The organism is Vibrio sp. QJM3NY_21 (assembly GCF_057785975.1).
The window spans coordinates 597,007-620,968 of sequence record NZ_CM173513.1 but is presented as its reverse complement, the minus strand read 5'-3'; the positions used below and the strand labels follow the sequence as shown (position 1 = coordinate 620,968).

At 44.4% G+C, this 23,962-nt stretch carries 15 protein-coding genes, 3 tRNA genes, 3 rRNA genes and 1 other annotated feature; of the genes, 9 read left to right on the top strand and 12 right to left on the bottom strand.

Going from position 1 to position 23,962, the window contains the following annotated elements; translation table 11 throughout:
* Position 1: 1 nt before the first annotated feature.
* A complete protein-coding gene (gene phoB / locus AC3CID_RS02740; protein ID WP_004735064.1) occupies positions 2–691 on the bottom strand; it encodes a phosphate regulon transcriptional regulator PhoB in 690 nt (229 codons plus the stop codon).
* Positions 692–884: 193 nt separating this feature from the next.
* Between phoB and rdgC the strand changes: the two genes are divergently transcribed.
* From rdgC to AC3CID_RS02725, 3 genes are all read left to right on the top strand, one after another.
* Positions 885–1,799, top strand: coding sequence for a recombination-associated protein RdgC (rdgC, locus tag AC3CID_RS02735; protein ID WP_004735063.1), 915 nt, complete (start codon positions 885–887; stop codon positions 1,797–1,799).
* 205 nt (positions 1,800–2,004) lie between these two features.
* Positions 2,005–3,423, top strand: a complete 1,419-nt coding sequence (gene trhP / locus AC3CID_RS02730; RefSeq protein ID WP_017087856.1) for a prephenate-dependent tRNA uridine(34) hydroxylase TrhP — start codon at positions 2,005–2,007, stop codon at positions 3,421–3,423.
* Between the two features lie 32 nt (positions 3,424–3,455).
* Positions 3,456–3,710 (top strand): YfhL family 4Fe-4S dicluster ferredoxin, encoded by a 255-nt coding sequence (locus tag AC3CID_RS02725; RefSeq protein ID WP_004735061.1) that lies wholly within the window; start codon positions 3,456–3,458, stop codon positions 3,708–3,710.
* Between the two features lie 41 nt (positions 3,711–3,751).
* Here AC3CID_RS02725 and AC3CID_RS02720 read toward each other — a convergent pair whose 3' ends face one another.
* The 11 genes from AC3CID_RS02720 to rluD all read right to left on the bottom strand — a co-directional run bounded on the left by AC3CID_RS02720 (position 3,752) and on the right by rluD (position 15,972).
* Positions 3,752–4,060: a hypothetical protein gene (locus AC3CID_RS02720; RefSeq protein WP_054548116.1), complete on the bottom strand. Its 309-nt coding sequence runs from the start codon at positions 4,058–4,060 to the stop codon at positions 3,752–3,754.
* A gap of 270 nt (positions 4,061–4,330) precedes the next feature.
* Entirely contained in the window at positions 4,331–5,170 is an 840-nt protein-coding gene (gene mepA, locus AC3CID_RS02715) for a penicillin-insensitive murein endopeptidase (protein ID WP_146457618.1), read from the bottom strand.
* A gap of 348 nt (positions 5,171–5,518) precedes the next feature.
* Positions 5,519–5,595: transfer RNA gene (locus tag AC3CID_RS02710), tRNA-Trp, on the bottom strand.
* Positions 5,596–5,629: 34 nt separating this feature from the next.
* A tRNA-Asp gene (locus tag AC3CID_RS02705) sits at positions 5,630–5,706 on the bottom strand.
* A 67-nt stretch (positions 5,707–5,773) separates the two neighbouring features.
* Positions 5,774–5,889 (bottom strand): 5S ribosomal RNA (gene rrf, locus AC3CID_RS02700).
* Between the two features lie 113 nt (positions 5,890–6,002).
* Positions 6,003–8,896 (bottom strand): 23S ribosomal RNA (locus AC3CID_RS02695).
* Positions 8,897–9,199: 303 nt separating this feature from the next.
* Positions 9,200–9,275 (bottom strand) — tRNA-Ala (locus tag AC3CID_RS02690).
* 78 nt (positions 9,276–9,353) lie between these two features.
* Positions 9,354–10,908 (bottom strand): 16S ribosomal RNA (locus AC3CID_RS02685).
* Together the 16S, 23S and 5S rRNA genes with 3 tRNA genes alongside form the textbook arrangement of a ribosomal RNA operon.
* A gap of 630 nt (positions 10,909–11,538) precedes the next feature.
* Positions 11,539–14,112, bottom strand: coding sequence for an ATP-dependent chaperone ClpB (gene clpB / locus AC3CID_RS02680; RefSeq protein WP_488526909.1), 2,574 nt, complete (start codon positions 14,110–14,112; stop codon positions 11,539–11,541).
* Between the two features lie 142 nt (positions 14,113–14,254).
* On the bottom strand, positions 14,255–14,995 hold the full coding sequence (pgeF, locus tag AC3CID_RS02675; RefSeq protein ID WP_488526908.1) for a peptidoglycan editing factor PgeF: 741 nt from the start codon (positions 14,993–14,995) through the stop codon (positions 14,255–14,257).
* 2 nt (positions 14,996–14,997) lie between these two features.
* Positions 14,998–15,972: a 23S rRNA pseudouridine(1911/1915/1917) synthase RluD gene (gene rluD, locus AC3CID_RS02670; RefSeq protein ID WP_017077746.1), complete on the bottom strand. Its 975-nt coding sequence runs from the start codon at positions 15,970–15,972 to the stop codon at positions 14,998–15,000.
* 137 nt (positions 15,973–16,109) lie between these two features.
* Between rluD and AC3CID_RS02665 the strand changes: the two genes are divergently transcribed.
* The 6 genes from AC3CID_RS02665 (at position 16,110) to yjjX (ending at position 23,911) form a co-directional block, all read left to right on the top strand.
* Positions 16,110–16,838, top strand: coding sequence for an outer membrane protein assembly factor BamD (locus AC3CID_RS02665; protein WP_004735032.1), 729 nt, complete (start codon positions 16,110–16,112; stop codon positions 16,836–16,838).
* Positions 16,839–16,975: 137 nt separating this feature from the next.
* Entirely contained in the window at positions 16,976–18,400 is a 1,425-nt protein-coding gene (locus tag AC3CID_RS02660) for an MltF family protein (RefSeq protein ID WP_339373939.1), read from the top strand.
* Positions 18,401–18,856: 456 nt separating this feature from the next.
* Positions 18,857–19,192, top strand: coding sequence for a ribosome hibernation-promoting factor, HPF/YfiA family (gene hpf, locus AC3CID_RS02655; RefSeq protein ID WP_004735034.1), 336 nt, complete (start codon positions 18,857–18,859; stop codon positions 19,190–19,192).
* Between the two features lie 110 nt (positions 19,193–19,302).
* Positions 19,303–19,424 (top strand) — a sequence feature (Phe leader region).
* A gap of 12 nt (positions 19,425–19,436) precedes the next feature.
* Positions 19,437–20,612, top strand: a complete 1,176-nt coding sequence (pheA, locus tag AC3CID_RS02650) for a prephenate dehydratase (RefSeq protein ID WP_004735035.1) — start codon at positions 19,437–19,439, stop codon at positions 20,610–20,612.
* 436 nt (positions 20,613–21,048) lie between these two features.
* On the top strand, positions 21,049–23,427 hold the full coding sequence (locus tag AC3CID_RS02645; protein WP_065207264.1) for a putative bifunctional diguanylate cyclase/phosphodiesterase: 2,379 nt from the start codon (positions 21,049–21,051) through the stop codon (positions 23,425–23,427).
* Positions 23,390–23,911 carry an inosine/xanthosine triphosphatase gene (gene yjjX / locus AC3CID_RS02640; protein WP_004735037.1) on the top strand — a complete coding sequence of 174 codons (522 nt, stop codon included), beginning with the start codon at positions 23,390–23,392 and terminating at the stop codon, positions 23,909–23,911. The genes AC3CID_RS02645 and yjjX overlap by 38 nt, the downstream gene beginning before the upstream one ends.
* The last annotated feature ends 51 nt before the right edge of the window (positions 23,912–23,962 follow it).

Sequence of the window (23,962 nt, the reverse complement as noted above, 5' to 3'; positions counted from 1 at the left end):
ATTAAGCCTTTGTAGAAAAACGGTAGCCTGCGCCGCGAACCGTTTGAATTAATTTGTCATGACCAGCAGATTCAAGTGCTTTGCGTAAACGTCGAATATGAACATCTACCGTACGATCTTCAACGTAAACGTTGGTACCCCAAACGTTGTTCAGTAGTTGCTCTCGACTGTACACACGCTCTTGGTGAGTCATAAAGAAATGCAGCATTTTGAATTCGGTTGGGCCCATATCAACTGGACCTTCACTTGCGGTAACGCGGTGAGATACTGGGTCTAGCTTAAGGCCTTGTACATCAATCACATCTTCTAGTGCAGTAGGCGTTACACGACGGATAACCGCTTTCAGACGAGCCACGAGCTCTTTTGGTGAAAATGGCTTGGTGATGTAATCATCAGCGCCCACTTCTAAACCACGCACCTTATCTTCTTCTTCGCCACGAGCCGTCAGCATCACCACTGGGATGTTGCGAGTTAACTCTTCACGCTTCATGTGCTTGATAAAGTTTATCCCGCTACCGCCAGGTAGCATCCAATCTAGTAATACTAGATCTGGGAAAGGTTCACATAGCTTGTTTACCGCTGTATCGTAATCTTCAGCCTCTACTGCTTGGTAGCCTTTTTGCTCAAGTACAAAACACAACATCTCACGAATAGGTGCTTCATCTTCAACGACCAGAATCCTTCTCGACATAATTGAATAGCCTTAGTATTTAATCAACGCATTGCATTATCTGGTTTAATTATGACACTTTTGTGACCTTTGAAAACAAATTTTCATATAACTGTCTCAAACATTTCACTTTTAATTTTTATTGCAGGTATAAGACAAATGGATCGAAATCTCCTATGATGAGCGTCTTCAGATAAAGGTATGAGAAATATTTATGTGGTTTAAGAATTGCCTCGTCTATCGCTTTAATCGTGATATAGACTTCAACGCAGATCAGTTAGAGAAACAACTTGAAGAGTTCCGTTTTACCCCTTGTGGTAGCCAAGACAAACAGAAGTTTGGTTGGGTAAATGCGATGGGTAGACACGGCGATATGATGACGCACGTATCAGAAAACCGCATTCTAATCTGTGCAAAGAAAGAAGAGAAAATGCTTCCAGCTTCTGTGATCAAAGATTCATTGAATGCAAAAGTAGAAACGCTTGAAGCGGAGTCTGGTACTCCTCTGAAAAAGAAAGAGAAAGACAGCCTAAAAGAAGACATCATCATCGATCTTCTTCCTCGCGCTTTCAGCCGCAGTAATTTCACTTACGCACTGATCATGCCGAAAGAAGGCTTTATTGTAGTTGATGCTAGTAGCTACAAAAAAGCAGAAGATGTATTGGCATTGCTACGTAAGACAATGGGCAGCCTGCCAGTAGTACCTGCAATTCCAGAGCAAGCGATTGAAACAACGTTAACTGAGTGGGTTAAATCAGGTGATACGCCTCAAGGTATCACTATGCTTGATGAAGCAGAGCTTAAATCAATCCAAGAAGACGGCGGCATTGTTCGAGTTAAGAAACAAGAACTAGAAGCGGATGAGATTAAAAACCACATTGAAGCCAACAAAGTTGTGACTAAGCTTCTGATCAACTGGCAAGATCGCATTGAGTTCATCCTTGCTGAAGATGGCAGCATCAAGCGCCTGAAATTCAGTGATGAACTAAAAGATGAGAACGACGATATTCCTCGCGAAGATCAAGCTGCGCGTTTTGATGCAGACTTCTCTCTACTTTGTGGTGAGTTCAGTGTTTTCCTTCCAAACCTATTTGAATCATTAGGCGGGTTAACTCAACCTAACGCTTAATTGTTTCGATTTAGAGCTCAGGTGTCGACGATATCTGAGCTTGTTTTCTTCTCCACCCCGCTTATCAACACCTAACAACACTCTTCGCAATACCATTGTTATCTTTAGGGCTATCAACCAAACTCATTTTAGCGTAAAATTTGCGCCCCTTTGATATCACTTGGTGGTATCAACCTGACTTGAGATCAGATTAGAGAACGAAGCAATGACTACACAAAAACCATTTGTACCTGAACTATTATCACCGGCAGGAAGCCTTAAAAACATGCGTTACGCATTCGCCTACGGCGCAGATGCAGTATACGCTGGCCAGCCACGTTACAGCCTTCGTGTTCGTAACAACGAGTTCAATCACGAAAACCTACAAATCGGTATCGATGAAGCTCATGCTCAAGGCAAAAAGTTATATGTTGTATGTAACATTCAGCCACACAACTCTAAATTAAAAACATTCATTCGCGACCTTAAGCCAGTTGTTGAGATGGGCCCAGACGCACTTATCATGTCAGACCCAGGTCTTATCATGATGGTACGTGAATCATTCCCTGAAATGCCGATCCATCTTTCAGTTCAAGCAAATGCAGTAAACTGGGCGACCGTTAAGTTCTGGTCAACTCAAGGCGTTGAGCGTGTGATCCTATCTCGTGAGCTATCTCTTGAAGAAATCGAAGAGATTCGCGAACACTGCCCAGAAACTGAGCTAGAAATCTTTGTTCACGGTGCTCTATGCATGGCTTACTCAGGTCGTTGCCTACTTTCTGGTTACATGAACAAACGCGATCCAAACCAAGGTACTTGTACTAACGCTTGTCGTTGGGAATACAAAACCGAAGCTGCGAAAGAAGACGAAAACGGTCAGATCGTTGAAGCAAACCCTACAGGCGTTGCTATTCAAGAAGTAGAAACTCAAGGTATTGAAGTTCAAGACGAGCGCCCTGACAACACACTAGGCCTTGGTAAACCAACTGATGAAGTCGTTTTACTTTCTGAATCACACAAACCTGAAGAGAAAATGGCAGCGTTTGAAGATGAGCATGGTACTTACATCATGAACTCAAAAGATCTTCGCGCAATCCAACACGTAGAGCGCTTAACTAAGATGGGTGTTCACTCATTGAAGATTGAAGGCCGCACTAAGTCTTTCTACTACTGTGCACGTACAGCACAGGTCTACCGTAAAGCTATCGATGATGCGGTAGCTGGCAAACCATTTGATGAAAGCCTTATGGGCACGCTAGAGAGCCTAGCTCACCGTGGCTACACTGAAGGTTTCTTGCGTCGCCACACTCACGACACATACCAAAACTACGAGTACGGTTACTCAATCTCAGATACTCAACAATTCGTAGGTGAATTCACTGGCAACCGCCGTGGTGACTTAGCGGAAGTCGAAGTGAAGAACAAGTTCCTAGTTGGCGATAGCTTAGAAATGATGACACCAAAAGGTAACATCGTTTTCAAGTTAGAAGTTATGGAGAACCGTAAATCTCAGCCAGTAGATGACGCAAAAGGTAACGGTCACTTTGTATTTATTCCAGTACCGGCTGACCTTGACCTAGAATTTGGTTTGTTAATGCGTAACTTGAGCGCAGGCCAAGATACACGTAACGCTTCAGGTAAATAACTTTACCTAGAAACTCTACTGAGAAGAAAGCAATGGCTCTGTTAATAACTGACAAGTGCATAAACTGCGATATGTGTGACCCAGAATGCCCAAATGGCGCAATCACGATGGGTGACAGTATCTTCGAAATCGATCCTGATTTATGTACTGAGTGTAAAGGTCACTATGAGAAGCCAACATGTCAGTCAGTGTGCCCTATTACAAAGTGCATAATCACTGACCCAAACCATATTGAAACTGACGACGAGCTACTAGAGAAGTTTGTTATCATTCAAGGCTTGACCTAAAAAAGAAAAGGTTCAACTTAACCATAAGTTGAACCTTTTTTTTATCCCGATTTACCAATTGGATAAATATTGCAGAAGAGCTCTTTTTCAAATTGATATTCGAGTCGCTCTCGCCAATTTATCGCTTGCGCTATAGGAACAAGATAAAAATTTTCCCTACTGGTGTCTGTTACAAATGCCATTCCATACTGCATTAATTCATAGTGCACATCATTGACGAAACTAGGGTCTAATCGTTGTCTACCGGTCAGTTGATTAATATCATCTCTTGAGATAGAAATACCTGAGTTTTCCGTACTGAACCTATGTCGTAACCATTCTGAAAATTCCTTTGCACAAATCATAGTCATAGTCTTATCCTTGAATTATCTATCGACGGGTATCAGACTCTGATTTCACAACTGCACATAAGCCGTATCTTTCACCCCAAAACTCTCCATCCCTGACCAAACGTTATCAAATTCGCCATTGTTCCTACTGTTGTCGTTGTTGTTTTTTTAATATCAAACGATGTTCTTAATTACGTGTTTATAAACTCTAGACAAAAGTGTGACATTTCTCCAGTTTTAGAATCACGAAAACCAGTGGCATTACCACTGTAAAACACCTCGATAAATACATTACCTATTCGATATCAAGGCCAAACACTGACTCGGCATCACTTTAACTTTCTTTTTTTTCTTAGTTTTAGCCACTTTTTTAGGTGGAGGAACTGGAATGGTCTGCGGAGCCCAACTTGCAAGTTCATCGCCACAACCATCACCTTTTGGCGGGTTTGCTTGAGCGATACAGTTATAACTGCCTTTAGGGCATTTTAAGCGAACATGAAAATGGGAATGATGCCCCCACCAAGGTCTGATTTTGCCTAACCAGGTTCTATCATTGGCATCAGGATCTTCTTGTTCACAAAGAGCTTGTTTAATCACTGGATGGACAAAAATACGCACCACTTTTTCATCTTTGGCGGCATAGCGAATGACTTGGAAGTGATCATCAGTCCAATTCGATTTGCGCAATTTGTAGTTGGTAAGATCGACAACGCTGATTGGCTTAGGAACAGCGAGTTCATTTTCGGACAGCCTCTTATCAGTGAGCCTTAACCATATATCAATATCCAAGCCAGTCTGGTGACTTGAATGACCAGACGAAAAGCGCCCTCCTCGAGGTAGAGAAATATCACCAACCAATAAATTAGTGTTGAGCTGTTCGCTCGCGGTCACACCTAGCCTTTCAATAAACTGAATGGCCTCTGTATGTCCATAGTAGCGCTCTCTCTGAGGACGAATTACTTGGTAACCTTGACCGTCAATTGGCAAAGCCTGCGCACCGTCTAGACAGCCATTAGCGTAACTACCGATAGATGAGGTTGAATTTCTTGTCGGGCTCTTTTCTTTTTCCCATGGGGTTGCCGATACGTAAAACGAACAAAAGATAAGAGCTGATGTACAAAATAACCTCATAACAATTCCAAATAAATGATCTCTATTTTCATACTAGCCGTCATTAGGAAATAGGTGCATATCGAGGATGATATTTTGAAGATAAAGAGAGGTTTTTATTTGGAGAGATGGTTAATATCCAAATAATAGAAAACAAAGAGGCTCGAGCATTTCTGCCGGGACGCGCAGTCTAGAGCCTTAAATATGGCAGGGGGAACTGAGCCGGCACTCCGGAGGTTCGACAGGACTGGCGTTCGAACTCCCAACACGCGCTGTTTTGGTAAGTAGGAAAGTCCGCTGCTCTGCTAATGACGTATGTTAGATTCAGAAAGCAAAAAGGCTCTAGCATTTCTGCTAGAGCCTTAAATATGGCAGGGGTGGAGAGATTCGAACTCCCAACACGCGGATTTGGAATCCGCTGCTCTGCCAATTGGAGCTACACCCCTATTTCAGTTTTAAAGAGCTGAACCTCTGAATAAGTGGCGGAGTGGACGGGACTCGAACCCGCGACCCCCGGCGTGACAGGCCGGTATTCTAACCAACTGAACTACCACTCCGCAGTGGTCAACTCACTAAGTGAGCGTCCATATCTCCAGGTCGGTCAACCTAAAGATTTAATTTAAAGCCTGGCGATGTCCTACTCTCACATGGGGAAACCCCACACTACCATCGGCGCTATTGTGTTTCACTTCTGAGTTCGGCATGGAATCAGGTGGGTCCACAATGCTATGGTCGCCAAGCAAATTTTAAAATTCGGAAAGCTGCTTCTCTATTTAATAGAGCTATAAAAGTTTCTCTTCAAACTCATTCAAGGTCTGGTACTTCTGAGTCCACAAAACCCCTTGGGTGTTGTATGGTTAAGCCTCACGGGCAATTAGTACAGGTTAGCTCAATGCCTCGCAGCACTTACACACCCTGCCTATCAACGTCGTAGTCTACGACAACCCTTTAGGACACTTATAGTGCCAGGGAAAACTCATCTCAAGGCTCGCTTCCCGCTTAGATGCTTTCAGCGGTTATCGATTCCGAACTTAGCTACCGGGCAATGCCATTGGCATGACAACCCGAACACCAGAGGTTCGTCCACTCCGGTCCTCTCGTACTAGGAGCAGCCCCTTTCAATTTTCCAACGCCCACGGCAGATAGGGACCGAACTGTCTCACGACGTTCTAAACCCAGCTCGCGTACCACTTTAAATGGCGAACAGCCATACCCTTGGGACCGACTTCAGCCCCAGGATGTGATGAGCCGACATCGAGGTGCCAAACACCGCCGTCGATATGAACTCTTGGGCGGTATCAGCCTGTTATCCCCGGAGTACCTTTTATCCGTTGAGCGATGGCCCTTCCATTCAGAACCACCGGATCACTATGACCTGCTTTCGCACCTGCTCGAATTGTCATTCTCGCAGTCAAGCGGGCTTATGCCATTGCACTAACCACACGATGTCCAACCGTGTTTAGCCCACCTTCGTGCTCCTCCGTTACTCTTTGGGAGGAGACCGCCCCAGTCAAACTACCCACCAGGCACTGTCCGTAATCCCGATTCAGGGACCAACGTTAGAACATCAAAACTACAAGGGTGGTATTTCAAGGACGACTCCATCACATCTAGCGACGCAATTTCATAGTCTCCCACCTATCCTACACATGTAGGTTCAATGTTCAGTGCCAAGCTGTAGTAAAGGTTCACGGGGTCTTTCCGTCTAGCCGCGGGTACACTGCATCTTCACAGCGATTTCAATTTCACTGAGTCTCGGGTGGAGACAGCGTGGCCATCATTACGCCATTCGTGCAGGTCGGAACTTACCCGACAAGGAATTTCGCTACCTTAGGACCGTTATAGTTACGGCCGCCGTTTACCGGGGCTTCGATCAAGAGCTTCGTCCGAAGACTAACCCCATCAATTAACCTTCCGGCACCGGGCAGGCGTCACACCGTATACGTCATCTTACGATTTTGCACAGTGCTGTGTTTTTAATAAACAGTTGCAGCCACCTGGTATCTGCGACTCTCGTCTGCTCCATCCGCAAGGGACTTCACTGATAAGAGCGTACCTTCTCCCGAAGTTACGGTACCATTTTGCCTAGTTCCTTCACCCGAGTTCTCTCAAGCGCCTTGGTATTCTCTACCCGACCACCTGTGTCGGTTTGGGGTACGATTCCTTACAATCTGAAGCTTAGAGGCTTTTCCTGGAAGCATGGCATCAATGACTTCACTACCGTAGTAGCTCGACATCGTATCTCAGCGTTAATAGTGGTCCGGATTTACCTAAACCACCCGCCTACATACTTGAACCTGGACAACCGTCGCCAGGCCCACCTAGCCTTCTCCGTCCCCCCATCGCAATTGTAAGAAGTACGGGAATATTAACCCGTTTCCCATCGACTACGCCTTTCGGCCTCGCCTTAGGAGTCGACTTACCCTGCCCCGATTAACGTTGGACAGGAACCCTTGGTCTTCCGGCGAGGGAGTTTTTCACTCCCTTTATCGTTACTCATGTCAGCATTCGCACTTCTGATACCTCCAGCAGCCCTTACAGACCACCTTCAACGGCTTACAGAACGCTCCCCTACCCCACATACCCTAAGGTACGTAGCCGCAGCTTCGGTGTATAGCTTAGCCCCGTTACATCTTCCGCGCAGGCCGACTCGACCAGTGAGCTATTACGCTTTCTTTAAATGATGGCTGCTTCTAAGCCAACATCCTGGCTGTCTGAGCCTTCCCACATCGTTTCCCACTTAGCTATACTTTGGGACCTTAGCTGGCGGTCTGGGTTGTTTCCCTCTCCACGACGGACGTTAGCACCCGCCGTGTGTCTCCCGGATAGTACTTACTGGTATTCGGAGTTTGCAAAGGGTTGGTAAGTCGGGATGACCCCCTAGCCTTAACAGTGCTCTACCCCCAGTAGTATTCGTCCGAGGCGCTACCTAAATAGCTTTCGGGGAGAACCAGCTATCTCCAGGTTTGATTGGCCTTTCACCCCTAGCCACAAGTCATCCGCTAATTTTTCAACATTAGTCGGTTCGGTCCTCCAGTTGATGTTACTCAACCTTCAACCTGCCCATGGCTAGATCACCTGGTTTCGGGTCTAATCCTAGCAACTGTACGCCCAGTTAAGACTCGGTTTCCCTACGGCTCCCCTAAACGGTTAACCTTGCTACTAAAATTAAGTCGCTGACCCATTATACAAAAGGTACGCAGTCACACCACGAAGGTGCTCCTACTGCTTGTACGTACACGGTTTCAGGTTCTATTTCACTCCCCTCACAGGGGTTCTTTTCGCCTTTCCCTCACGGTACTGGTTCACTATCGGTCAGTCAGTAGTATTTAGCCTTGGAGGATGGTCCCCCCATATTCAGACAGGATATCACGTGTCCCGCCCTACTCGTTTTCACTGATTATGAGATGTCGACTACGGGGCTATCACCCTTTACTGCGGCACTTTCCAGAGCCTTCGTCTGTCTCATTAAAAGCTTAAGGGCTAATCCAATTTCGCTCGCCGCTACTTTCGGAATCTCGGTTGATTTCTCTTCCTCGGGGTACTTAGATGTTTCAGTTCCCCCGGTTTGCCTCCTGTTGCTATGTATTCACAACAGGATACTTGCTTATGCAAGTGGGTTTCCCCATTCAGGAATCCCAGACTCAAAAGGTTATTACTACCTAATCTGGGCTTATCGCAAGTTATTACGCCTTTCATCGCCTCTGACTGCCAAGGCATCCACCGTGTACGCTTAGTCACTTAACCATACAACCCGAAAGGGTCTTAGCGTATGGCAACTAACCAAGGTTTTTGGTTGTCATCAAGAAGGGTTAATTCTTGATAACTGTTTGCCGGACTCAATTGTGAATCAAACTAAAGTTTGATTCGAATACAAGACACTTGAATGTGTTTGTTGTGTTTATCTAATGAAAGATAAACATTGAGAACTTTTAAATTTGATTGAATTACTCGCAAGTAAATCAATCAGTCAGCTTTCCAAATTGTTAAAGAGCTTGATTCAAACTAATGAACCATTTTTAAATATTTTCAGATAAAAACACTTAAAGATGGTGGAGCTATGCGGGATCGAACCGCAGACCTCCTCGCTGCCAGCGAGGCGCTCTCCCAGCTGAGCTATAGCCCCATCTGGAAAAGTATTTCTACTCTTAAACTTTCTAAACCTAATCAATCTGTGTGGACACTCATCGTGACTATCTTCGTATAAGGAGGTGATCCAGCCCCAGGTTCCCCTAGGGCTACCTTGTTACGACTTCACCCCAGTCATGAACCACAAAGTGGTGAGCGTCCTCCCCGAAAGGTTAAACTACCCACTTCTTTTGCAGCCCACTCCCATGGTGTGACGGGCGGTGTGTACAAGGCCCGGGAACGTATTCACCGTGACATTCTGATTCACGATTACTAGCGATTCCGACTTCATGGAGTCGAGTTGCAGACTCCAATCCGGACTACGACGCACTTTTTGGGATTCGCTCACTATCGCTAGCTTGCTGCCCTCTGTATGCGCCATTGTAGCACGTGTGTAGCCCTACTCGTAAGGGCCATGATGACTTGACGTCGTCCCCACCTTCCTCCGGTTTATCACCGGCAGTCTCCCTGGAGTTCCCGACATTACTCGCTGGCAAACAAGGATAAGGGTTGCGCTCGTTGCGGGACTTAACCCAACATTTCACAACACGAGCTGACGACAGCCATGCAGCACCTGTCTCAGAGTTCCCGAAGGCACACCTGCGTCTCCGCTGGCTTCTCTGGATGTCAAGAGTAGGTAAGGTTCTTCGCGTTGCATCGAATTAAACCACATGCTCCACCGCTTGTGCGGGCCCCCGTCAATTCATTTGAGTTTTAATCTTGCGACCGTACTCCCCAGGCGGTCTACTTAACGCGTTAGCTCCGAAAGCCACGGCTCAAGGCCACAACCTCCAAGTAGACATCGTTTACGGCGTGGACTACCAGGGTATCTAATCCTGTTTGCTCCCCACGCTTTCGCATCTGAGTGTCAGTGTCTGTCCAGGGGGCCGCCTTCGCCACTGGTATTCCTTCAGATCTCTACGCATTTCACCGCTACACCTGAAATTCTACCCCCCTCTACAGCACTCTAGTTCACCAGTTTCAAATGCAGTTCCGAGGTTGAGCCCCGGGCTTTCACATCTGACTTAATGAACCACCTGCATGCGCTTTACGCCCAGTAATTCCGATTAACGCTCGCACCCTCCGTATTACCGCGGCTGCTGGCACGGAGTTAGCCGGTGCTTCTTCTGTTGCTAACGTCAAGATGCGCAGCTATTAACTACACACCCTTCCTCACAACTGAAAGTACTTTACAACCCGAAGGCCTTCTTCATACACGCGGCATGGCTGCATCAGGCTTTCGCCCATTGTGCAATATTCCCCACTGCTGCCTCCCGTAGGAGTCTGGACCGTGTCTCAGTTCCAGTGTGGCTGATCATCCTCTCAGACCAGCTAGGGATCGTCGCCTTGGTGAGCCATTACCTCACCAACTAGCTAATCCCACCTAGGCATATCTTGACGCGAGAGGTCCGAAGATCCCCCTCTTTGGCCCGTAGGCATTATGCGGTATTAGCCATCGTTTCCAATGGTTATCCCCCACATCAAGGCAATTTCCTAGGCATTACTCACCCGTCCGCCGCTCGACGCCCAACAAATCCTCCGAAGATTCAATGTTGTCGTTTCCGCTCGACTTGCATGTGTTAGGCCTGCCGCCAGCGTTCAATCTGAGCCATGATCAAACTCTTCAATTTAAGATTTTGTCGGCTCAATGAATACTGACTTCAAAACTAATACTCATTCGCTCTTTCGAAAAAGATTGATGAACATGTAATTCTAAAGCTATTACCATTCCAACAGAATGGTAATGAATTGACTGTGCCAAATACTTTCTTTCTACAAGAGAAAGTAGTTATTCGTATTGGTCACTCAGTTCATTGAAACCAAAGTTGATTCCGAGGAATCTGTTTTACTTCTCTTAATAAAAAGGGAAGATAAAACGTTTTGATATTCATCAACGAGTGCCCACACAGATTGATAGGTTTAAATTGTTAAAGAGCTTTACTTATTGAGCGTTCCTTTTAGTAAGGAGCCTCTCTAAGTGGACGGCCATTCTAGCGAATTGGGTTCCAGTGTCAAACACTTTTTCCAGCTAATTTTTCAAAGCATCTTAAATGCTTAATGTCGTCTCGTTACTTAGTTCAAACCGCTTAGTTATCCCTGGCAACGGAGGCGCATTATAGAGAGAATCCCCCTTTGCACAAGGCCAAAAACGAAAAAAGACCGCAGCAGGCGATCGTTCGGACACTATTCACACAAAGCGTTCAAAATAGGTACGATTACGTCTTAATTTCGACTAATCGTACCTATCGTTCTTACCTTGATTATTGGTGAGCAATAATTCGGTCGTTATTCACTAATAGCTGCACTTTCTTATCCGGATTGATTTTCCCTGCAAGTATCGCTTTCGCTAATGGGTTCTCAACACTCTGCTGAATTGCTCTTTTAAGAGGCCTCGCACCATAGACAGGATCAAAACCGACTTGAGAGATCAACTTCAGTGCTTTGTCCGAAACTTCAAGCTCATAGCCGTTGTCTTCCATTCGTTTCTTCAAATGCTCAAGCTGAATTGCGGCAATTGACTCGATGTGCTCTTGACCTAATGGATGGAACACCACACTTTCGTCAACACGGTTCAAAAACTCAGGACGGAAATGTTTACCGACCACTTCCATAACCTCATTTTTAATCCCTTGGTAATCCAATGTATTGAAGTTCTCTTGAATACGAGTTGAACCTAGGTTCGATGTCATTATTACCACGGTATTTCTAAAATCGACCGTGCGACCTTGTCCGTCAGTTAATCGTCCATCATCTAAAACCTGCAATAGAATATTGAAAACATCAGGGTGTGCTTTCTCTACCTCATCAAGCAAAATGACAGAATAAGGCTTGCGACGTACCGCTTCGGTTAAGTATCCACCTTCTTCATAACCTACATAACCCGGAGGAGCGCCGACTAAACGAGCAACAGAGTGTTTCTCCATAAACTCAGACATATCGATACGCACCATCGCATCTTCACTATCGAACATAAAGTTCGCCAATGTTTTGCACAGCTCCGTTTTACCGACACCAGTTGGTCCTAAAAATAAGAACGAACCAATTGGCTTATTCGGATCAGATAAACCAGCACGGCTACGACGAATCGCATTCGATACGACTTCGACCGCTTCCGCTTGACCGATAACTCGCTTATGCAGAACGCCTTCCATTTTCAGAAGCTTCTCTTTTTCTGCTTCTAGCATTTTAGAAACAGGAATACCGGTTTGCTTTGAAAGGACATCGGCAATCTCAGCGTCAGTCACCTTGTTACGTAACAAGGTCATTTCTTGCATTTCAGCTTGAGTCGCGAGATCTAACTGCTTCTCCAATTCTGGGATTCGTCCATATTGCAATTCAGACATACGGTTAAGGTCACCAGCACGTCGTGCAAAATCCATATCCATTCGAGCTTGTTCTAGCTCTGATTTAATATGTTGCGTACCAGACAGCGCCGCTTTTTCAGCGTTCCAAACTTCTTCAAGTTCTGCGAAATCGCGTTCTTTCTCAGAAAGTTCACTTTGTAGCGTGCGCAGACGTTTTTCACTGGCCTCATCATTTTCATTCGTCAGAGCTTGCTGTTCGATCTTCAATTGAATGATTTTACGCTCGAGCTTATCCAGTGACTCAGGTTTTGAGTCGATCTGCATTCGAATACTCGAAGCCGCTTCATCAATGAGATCAATCGCCTTATCTGGTAACTGACGGTCTGAAACGTATCGGTGAGATAACGTTGCCGCCGCTACGATAGCTGGGTCAGTAATTTCTACATGGTGGTGAAGTTCATAACGCTCTTTTAAACCACGAAGAATCGCAACTGTGTCTTCAACGGTTGGCTCATCGACTATCACTTTTTGGAATCGACGCTCTAATGCAGGATCTTTCTCTATATACTGACGATGTTCATCGAGTGTCGTTGCGCCTACACAATGCAGCTCACCACGAGCCAATGCTGGTTTCAGCATATTACCGGCGTCCATAGAGCCTTCGCCTTTACCTGCTCCTACCATGGTGTGAATTTCATCGATGAAGAGAATAATGTTGCCCTCTTCTTTCGATAATTCGTTGAGAACCGATTTCAAGCGCTCTTCAAATTCACCACGATATTTAGCACCTGCAATCAAAGAGCCCATGTCTAATGAAAGAACTCGTCGCCCTCTCAAGCCTTCCGGTACTTCATTATTGATAATGCGCTGCGCCAAACCTTCAACGATTGCCGTTTTTCCGACACCAGGTTCACCAATAATAACGGGGTTATTCTTAGTACGGCGTTGAAGTACTTGGATAGTACGACGGATTTCATCGTCTCGACCAATCACAGGATCTAGTTTGCCTTGCTCTGCTCTTTCAGTCAGATCAATGGTGAATTTCTCTAATGCTTGGCGTCTATCTTCCGCATTCGGGTCATCGACTTTTTGACCACCACGAACTTGCTCGATAGCTTGAGATAGTTTTTGCTCAGTAAGGCCTAACTCTTTAAGTAAGTTCCCTAAAGGGCCTTTGTCTTCAATTGCAGCGAGTAGGAATACTTCTGAAGATATGTAACTGTCTTGGCGCTTTTGCGCGACCTTGTCACATAGGTTGAACAACGTTCCCATGGCATTCGAAAGCTGAACATCACCACCGATACCACTTACTTTTGGCACTCGGTCTAATATTTCGCTCAATTTAGAACGCAATTGAACAACATCAATGTTCAGCATAGTAAGCAATGGACGAATCGCACTGCCATCTTGATTAAGCAAAGACACCATTAGGTGTACAGGTTCTATATATTGATGATCACGACCTAATGCGAGCGACTGAGCATCAGATATCGCAATTTGGAATTTACTAGTGAACCGATCGAGACGCATGCCAACCTTCCTACTCTTAGATATGTTTATCTTATGGTTAGAAGATGGATACGGTAACGCGGATTTTCAAGGGATAAGAGTGAAGAATAGAGCTTATATGAAAATATAAATGAGCTGGATGAGTGGTTGTGCTAGCCAGAGATTACTCTAACCAAATAAATGTAGCCTGACGTCCAGTAATGCCATCACGGCGATAAGAATAGAAAGCATCTGAATCTGCGTATGTACATAGATTCGAGTCTGTCACTGAAGTCACGCCAACTTTCATTAATCGTTGAGTCGCGAGTTGAGACATGTTTGCCAGCCATTTGCCAGGTTCAGCTTTGGCTTGAAATGCTAATTTAGCTTGAGGGTCAAAACGAACAAAAGCTTCCAACACATCGTTGCCAACCTCAAATGCATCTTTGCCAATTGCAGGGCCAAGCCAAGCCATGATCTGATTATCTGAATCTAGATTTGAAAACTTTGCGACGGCATTTTCAAGAATGCCACCAGCAAGACCACGCCAACCCGCATGAACAGCCGCGACTTGAGTGCCTTTGGTATCAGTAAGAATTACTGGCAAGCAATCAGCCGTCATCGCTGAACACACAACACCCTTTGCAGAGGTAAATGCACCATCAGCATCAAGAACATTCGTCACCGGTTCTAAAACCGTAACGACATCCGTTGAGTGAGTTTGATTTAGCCATACTGGAGCCGTGGGCATCTTAGATTGTTGCTTTAGCCATGCTCGATTGCTTTCAACAAGCGAAGTATCATCCCCAACGTGCATACCGAGGTTTAACCCTTGATAAGCACCCGTAGAACAACCATCGAAACGAGTCGAAGCAAATGCTTTCACGTTTTGAGGAGCGTTCCAGTCAGGGATGATCATTGACATGATTAAATGTCGTCTTCGTGATTTTCGCGAGCATCAACACGTAATGCTTCTGCCATCACAACCATGTCATTTGGCACAGGTGCGTGGAACTCAACTTCTTCACCAGTAATAGGGTGAACAAATTTAAGCATTACAGCATGCAGCGCTTGGCGATCAAAAGAACGAATCATTGTCGTCAGCTCTTCAGATGCACCTTTTGGTATACGTGCACGACCACCGTATGCAATATCACCTAACAGCGGATGCTGAAGGTATGACATGTGAACACGGATTTGGTGAGTACGACCCGTTTCTAGGCGTAGACGAATACGAGTATGTTCGCGGAAGTGCTCCGCAACACGGTAGTGAGTTACCGCAGGCTTACCCAATTCATTCACGTCCATTAAAGTACGTTTAGTTGCATGACGGCTAATGCCTTTCTCAACCACACCACCCGCGGTCATTTTACCAATAGCAATTGCTTCATATTCACGAGTAATACGACGTTTAGCAAGAGCACGTACAAGGCGAGTTTGAGCTGGAACCGTCTTAGCCACAACCATAAGACCGGTTGTGTCTTTATCAAGACGGTGCACAATACCCGCACGAGGTACTTCTGCAATCTGAGGGTAATGGAAAAGCAATGCGTTTAGTATGGTTCCATCCGGCGTACCTGCGCCTGGGTGTACAACCAGATCGCGAGGCTTATTGATAACCAATAAATCATCATCTTCATAGACAATGTTTAGCGGAATATCTTGTGCTTCCCAGCGCTCTTCATCTGCAAGCTCCGCTTGTAGGATGATCGCTTCACCGCCCAAAACTATGGTGCGCGGTTTAGTGATAACTTCGCCATCCACTTGGATTTTGCCGTCAAGAAGCCACTCTTTAATACGAGAGCGAGAAAAATCGGTAAATAGTTCAGCGACAGCTTGGTCTAAACGTTGACCTAACTGGCTGCTTTTTACTGTGTCTGTTAATGTTATCTGCTGAGCCATATCGAACTTTTTTAAAAACCGTGAGACTAATACCCATTAGTATGGATAAAATAGAATAATTGCATCATTGTATCTGTTACTGGTTAGAAAGTAACGGAAGCTTACGAAATATTTAATTCAAGGAATCGACGCCTGACATGAAACACCTTACTTTATCGGGTCTATTAGCCGTATCACTCTTAGTTGGCTGTTCAAGTACTGAAGAAATAGTACCGGATGTACCACCATCGGTTCTTTACTCTGACGCTCAAGAGTCCCTACAGAGCGGTAGCTGGCTTTCTGCAATCGAAAAGCTAGAAGCTTTAGACTCTCGTTACCCATTCGGCGCCTATTCGGAACAAGTACAGCTAGATCTGATTTACGCTTACTACAAAAATGATGACTTGGCGTTAGGCCTTGCCACCATTTCTCGATTCCTACGCTTAAACCCGACTCATGAAAAACAAGACTGGGTGCTTTACATGCGCGGCCTAACGCACATGGCACAAGACCGTAACTTCATGCACGACATTTTTAATATCGACCGTAGTGACCGAGATCCAGAGCCAGTGAAACTCGCGTTTGCTGACTTCAAACGACTACTGGAACGCTTCCCTAGCAGCCCTTATGCGGAAGATGCGCAAAAACGCATGTTCGCACTTAAGAACCGCCTCGCAGAGTATGACTTAGCAACCGCTGATTTCTACCTACGCCGTGAAGCTTGGATTGCAGCTGTAAACCGAACACAAGAGCTGCAGAAGACTTACCCAGACACCATTGCTGCACGTAAGTCTTTGGATATTCAGTTAGAAGCTTATAAACAACTAGGTTTAGAAGACGCAGCTTCAAGAACAGAAAAATTGATTGAGTTAAACCCACTGCCTTAATCAACGTTGTCATATTTATTCGAAAACGCGCTAATTTATTAGCGCGTTTTTTTTGAACTTAATTTCGTAAACTTGATGAATCGCATAATACACGGTATCTTCAAAAGATAACTTTTAACAAAACATCAACATGGAGTGTGGATGTGAGTAGGTTGTTATTATTTATCTGGATATCGCTATTTAGCCAATTATCCTACGCATTAGAACTGTCCCCGTTAAGCAACAAGCCTTACATGGGTGACTTAGATGAGCTCAAAACCAAAGGGACGGTTAGAGTGCTCGTGTCTGCTGATCTTGGTTTTTATTATATCGAGGATGGCAAACCAAAAGGCATCGTGGCTGAAATGCTCTACCACTTTGAGAAGAGCCTTCGTAAGAAGCATCCCTACCTCAATGTTCAAATTATCCCAGTGCAGCGAGATGATCTACTTCCCTCATTAGAATCTGGTTATGGCGACGTCGCTGTCGCGAACCTGACGATCACCGACAAGCGATTGCGAATCATCGATTTTTCCGACCCAATGATTAAAGATGGAAAAGAACTGATTATCACAGGAAAGAACTCAGCTCCTATCACCGAAATCAAGCAACTGAGCGGTAAAGAGGTTTGGATCCGTGCAAGTTCGAGTTACTTCGAGAGTGTACAAAGAGTCAATAAAGAACTGAATGAATTAGACTTACCACCGCTGCATGTCCACTTTATTGAGGAGTCATTGCAAGACTACGAGCTGATAGAGTTGGTCAACCAAGGCTATATACAAGGCACAATCCTAGATAGCCATAAAGCAAAGTTATGGACTGACGTAATGGAAAACATTCAGGTCCATCACGATTTACCCTTACGTGAAAATGGCCAAATAGCGTGGGCATTAAGAAAAAATAGCCCTCAACTAAAAAAAGAGATCAACAAATACGTCAAGACGGCACGAACAGGTACCCTACTTGGAAATGTTATCTATCAGAAATACATCGACAACACTCGCTGGTTAGGTAGAGCGCTCAACCCAAATAAAATAGACCGAGTGGCTAAGCTGTCAGATGTTTTTGAAAAGTATTCGAGTAAATACGAATTCGACCCTTTGATGATGTCTGCACAAGGTTTCCAAGAGTCAGGACTTGATCAGAGTAGGGTTTCTCATCGCGGGGCAATTGGTGTGATGCAGGTGTTGCCGAGTACCGCCAAAGACAAAAACGTCAACATCAAAAACATACATAAGGTGGATAACAACATCCATGCGGGCGTGAAATACATGCGTTTCATTAAGGACAGGTATTTTGACGACCCTGCCATTACGCCAGATAACCAAATCTACTTCACTTTGGCTTCTTACAACGCTGGTCCTGCTAAGATCAGAAAGATGAGGCGCATTGCCAAGCAGAAAGGTTACAACCCAAACATCTGGTTTAAAAACGTAGAAATCATCACTCGTAAATACGTGAGCAAAGAACCGGTGACCTATGTCGCCAACATCAACCGTTACTTTGTAATCTATAAGCAGTTACAAGCTATCAATGCTATCCGAGAAAATGGGACAGCGAGACTACTAAAAACCAACGATTAGTTTGTCTTAAACCCTAAGAGCCTGAGGATCAAAGGTACTAAGGTACTAAGGTACTAAGGTACTAAGGTACTAAGGTAAATTAAAAACACAAAAGCCGCATAAGAAAACTTATGCGGCTTTTGCTTATCAAATTCAGAGAAAGCTTATATAGCGATATACATTACGAGATCTACATCACAAAACACTATTGAGTAAATTTCAATCAAACACTTTCAATAAGCTGTAAGGCGCCCCTAAAAACTGGTTTAATTTTTAGCGAAGCCTTGCCTCCAAGTTATCGTTTTTCATAGAGATAACAAGCATTTTTCGCCAAAAAGATACTAAGACTTGCGTGAGATCACATTTGATTTTAATGCTTATCCCACCCAACCAAAACAAGATCTAGATCACATTCTTTATTCCTGAAAGTCGTAATCTGAAGTTAACCCATGAGGGATACAACAGAGGAAAACTTCTATGAAAATGAACATCACTGGTAAAAACATCGACATTACCTCTGCAATCCGTGATCACATAGAAAGCAAATTTAAAAAGCTGGATAAATGGCAAGTAGACATCATTGGCTGCCAAGCGAGCTTTAGCGAAGAACCAAACAAGAAGAAAAAATTTGAAGCGGTTCTAACCGTACCAAAAGGCCAACTTGTTGCTTCATCAATCCATGACGACCTCTACGTAGCTATCAACGAAGTAGAACAAAAACTAGAGCGTCAACTCAACAAGCTACGCCATAAACCTGAAGCGCGCCGCGCTGAAAAGCCTGAAATCGAAGAGCTAGAAGCTGAAGTAGAATAAGGAAAGAGAACAGATTAAAAAATAGCGCCTCAGGGCGCTATTTTTTTGCTTGACGCTCGTAGCTCGCTTGCTTATTGTGTTTAAACATTCATAAAAAAATCACTTTTTATGCACACTCAATCTTTGTTTATTTTTGACTTCTTTTTTCTTCCGTAAATCGGAGGCTGAGTCGTTTTAGAAAAACAAGTCAAAAACGAACAAGAAGCCTCCCACACTAGGGAGGCTTTTTTATAAGGACACATTTATGACTGACCGTTCAATTTCACTGGATGATATCCGCCTTCGTCTTAATGATTTAGATGACGAACTGCTGAGTTTACTTTCCGAACGTCGCAAACTCAGTATCGAAGTTGCGAAAAGCAAGGTAGAAACATCAAAACCTGTACGCGATGCCGTTCGTGAGCAGCAGCTTCTGGTTAAGCTGATTAACAACGGCAAAGATAAATATGAGCTTGATGCGCAGTACATTACTAAACTGTTTCACACCATCATCGAAGATTCGGTTTTACTACAGCAGTCATACTTACAAAACCTAGCGAACCCGCAAAGCCGTAAACCTCTGGCTCGAGTTGCATTCTTAGGTTCTAAAGGTTCATATTCTCATCTTGCTAGCCGTGAATATTTCAGCCGCAAGAATATGGAATTGATAGAGCTTAACTGCAATCACTTCAAAGAAGTGGCATCGACGGTGGAATCTGGTCATGCCGATTACGGTGTGCTGCCGATTGAGAACACCAGTTCTGGTTCAATCAACGAAGTTTATGACCTTCTGCAACATACAACGCTATACATCGTGGGTGAGCTGTCTCAGCCTATCGAACACTGCTTAGTTGCGAAAAATGATATTCGTTTAGAAGACATCAAAACCCTCTATTCACACCCACAACCTCACCAACAGTGCAGCGAATTTTTGAGTCGTCTTAAAGGTGTCAGCCTTGAGTCTTGCGCAAGTACAGCTGATGCAATGAAGAAGGTTAAAGATCTGGAGGGCGATGATGTGGCAGCAATTGGCAATGCATCGAGCGGCAAGCTTTATGGGCTTCAGCCAATCCAAGGCAACATTGCAAACCAAACTGAGAACCACACTCGTTTCATCGTTGTGGCGCGTAAGCCGGTAGAAGTATCAACTCAAATCCCAGCTAAAACGACACTGATCATGTCGACTTCTCAAGAGGCGGGTTCTTTGGTAGAAACTCTACTAATCCTACAACGCTTGGGTATCAACATGACTAAGCTGGAATCTCGTCCTATCATGGGTAACCCATGGGAAGAGATGTTCTACGTTGATTTAGAAGCACACTTGGATGCAGATAATATGCAGCAAGCGATAACAGAACTAACTGCCATTACTCGTCACCTAAAAGTGTTGGGTTGTTATCCAAGTGAAAACATCAAAGCGACGCAGGTTAAGTTGTCATAGCTTTTAACAAACATAAGCTCTTAACAAACATAAGTTTTCAGCGAATATAAGCTGTTGGCAAACATAAGCTTTGGCGAACATAAGTTTTTAACGAACAAACGTTTAAAGCTGGCATAAGTTTAAATCTGCTATATGCATTTGGCCTACAGTAGGCCAAATGCTAAAACCAGCGGCTAGTGGAATAACTCGTACTCAGGAATACTCACACTACGTATTCCTGAGACATGACTCGATTATTTCACTGGCTGTACATGCCTTCCAACCCACACCATTCAACACCTTCTTAACAAAAAACTCATTAGTGGCTTTTTTATCAATAAAGACAAAACCTTACCCCCTTCACAGGAAATCATCGAACTACGTGTAATTAATAGCGAGTAAGTATTAAGTAACATAAACTTACGCGCTTAAATTATAAATAGTGTTGTCATTAACTATGAAGCTAAGTACGAAAATCTTACTACTGATAACCCCTGTGATACTGATCAGTACCGCAGCTTCTAGCTATATTATTTATTCAACGCAGAAAAGCAGTTTTATCAAACGCGAAGACAACGCACTTCAGCTGAACATGGAAAAGTTGGCAGGATATTTTCGACAGTCTCGCTCGTTCCTAAATAGCTACTCTTACACCTTGACCCAAAGTGACATGGTGAAGCGTTACTTTCTCACTGAACAAAACTTATCTCGCGATCTTGAACTGGTTAGTAACCTTCGAGAAGCCATACACTTCTTGCAAGATGACGATGAAAGCTATACCGGGTTAGCGCTTCTCAATAGTCAGCGAAAGTTGAGTTATTACGCTGATAATAACAGCGACTCACGCACTCAGATTGACAGCAAAATATTGGATTTTGTGGATCAGTACTATCAAGACACCTTAGCAGCATCAAGTACCAACTATATTCAAAACTCTCAAGGTGAAGGGATGTTGGTTCACTACGAAAAGGTAGACAAAAAAACGATTTTCCCAACCGCAAACAATCACCCCGACGATGTGTTCTTTGTTGTTGTGTCAGTCTCTCTCGATAAATTTAATGCGCTGAGAAAACAGATAGAGTTCGACTACCAAACCAGCTTATTCTTCACATCTATAGCGGTTTCTCTGGAAAATAATGTCACCCACTCAGTCAAGCTTGCGCCAGAACTATACGCCACAGTTGACCCAGCGCCATTCCTATTGGAAAACAAGCTCGAATCAATTTGGAATAAGCTGAGTTTGTCCTTTGCACTATCCGCGTTTGTGACGGTTGCTCTGCTACTCATGCTTTTGTCTCGCAGTGTGATATCCCCGATAACACGACTCGACCGACAACTGCAGCAAGTCGAAAAAAAACAACGTAAGAACATCGAACGCTTAGGCACTCGTGATGAGCTTGGCCGCCTATCACAGCGTTTTTATGACATGTACCAAGAGTTAGATAACACCTACCAACAGACCAAGCTATTGGCCGAGAATGATCAATTAACCCAAATAGCCAATAGGCATCAATTTCAAACCTTCGTTCAGCAATCATTACCCAAGCCTAGCTCGAATACCAAAACCTGGGTTCTCTACTTTGACCTAGATAACTTCAAGTTTGTGAACGACAAATATGGACATCAAATCGGCGACTCCATTCTAGTCAGTTTTGCTCAGCGTATTTCAGATATTTGTAGCCACTATAAAACAGAGTTTGACGCTCATTGTATGCCAGCCCGACTTTCTGGAGACGAGTTCGTTGTGTACATTAACGCGCCTACTCGCCAAGGGAATATCGCGCATAGATTCTCTGATAGCTTACTGACGCCACTACAAAAAGGTTTTATCACAGAATCAGGGAGCTTTCCGATCACGGTCAGTATTGGTATTGCTACCTACCCCAATGATGGCCACTCCATCGAAAAGCTACTGTCGAACGCTGATACCGCGATGTACCAAGCCAAACGCGCAGGTAAAAACCAATTTGCTGACTATTCACGAGATTTAGACAAAGCGATTCAACGCCAAGCAAACATTGAACGCGCACTCAGAGACAAGAACTTTGATGATGAATTTAGGCTCGTTTATATGCCGTACATGGATTCAACAGGAACCCATGTTATTGGTGTTGAGGTGTTATTACGTTGGAATTCGGAGCAACTAGGCTTGGTTCCACCTGATGAATTCATTCCAATTGCCGAGCAAACTGGATTATTCGATCAGGTTGATCAGTGGGTCATTCAGAATGCATTTGCTTCTTTTCATCGACTTCAGGCTCAGTTTGATCACGCAATTCAGTTGTCGATTAACTTATCTTCTGCTGGGATTGAAACGACTGATCTTGCTGACTTCATCAAAGAGCACGCCGATTTAAATCGAATTCCGCCAAGTTTGATTGATTTTGAAATTACCGAAACCTTTTACTCAAACTCTGAAGGCTTTCCGCTGCTTAACGAACTATCTGATATGGGCTATCGATTAGCCATTGATGACTTTGGATCTGGCTACACCTCCATCACTCAACTGGTGCAGTATCCAACTCAAAAAATTAAGCTCGATAAAGCCTTTTTAGACACCTTAATTGAGACCGATAATCAGAACATAGTGAAACCGGTTATCGGGTTATGTCATGCTCAGGGTAAGAAGGTCACAGCCGAGGGCATCGAAACTGAAAGCATGCATCAGTGGTTGCAAGAAGCACAGTGCGATATGCTACAAGGCTATTACTTCGGTAAACCTATGCCATTAGAAGAACTGAGTGATTGGTACCGACAGCATCAACTCAATTTAATCGATAACAAAAAGAATCCAATACATGAAATCTGTAATCATCGCATCGCTGAACCCAGCTAAAATTAACGCCGTTAAAAGTGCATTCTTATCTGCTTTTCCTGATACTGAATTTGATTTCAAAGGCATCAGCGTCCCTAGCGGTGTCGCCGATCAACCGATGAGCAACGACGAAACCTATCAAGGTGCGGTAAATCGCGTTCACAACGCAACTCAAGCTCAACCTGATGCGGATTTTTATGTTGGATTAGAGTCTGGAATAGAAGGAAAGGTTACATTTGCTTGGATGGTCGTTGAAGCAAACGGTCAGCGCGGAGAATCTCGATCTGCAAGCTTGATGCTGCCACCCGTTGTGCTTGATAAACTCCAGCATGCGAATGAGCTAGGTGATGTGATGGATGAAGTATTCGGCACCGACAACATCAAGCAAAAAGGCGGTGCGATTGGCTTATTGACACATAACCAACTATCTCGCAGTTCTGTATATAGCCAGGCTTTAATACTAGCGCTGATCCCATTTGTTAACCCTAAGCACTTCCCTGCTTAGTCTTGTTTAAGAAACACGATATTTCGCCTCTCTAGAGGTAATAACATTAAG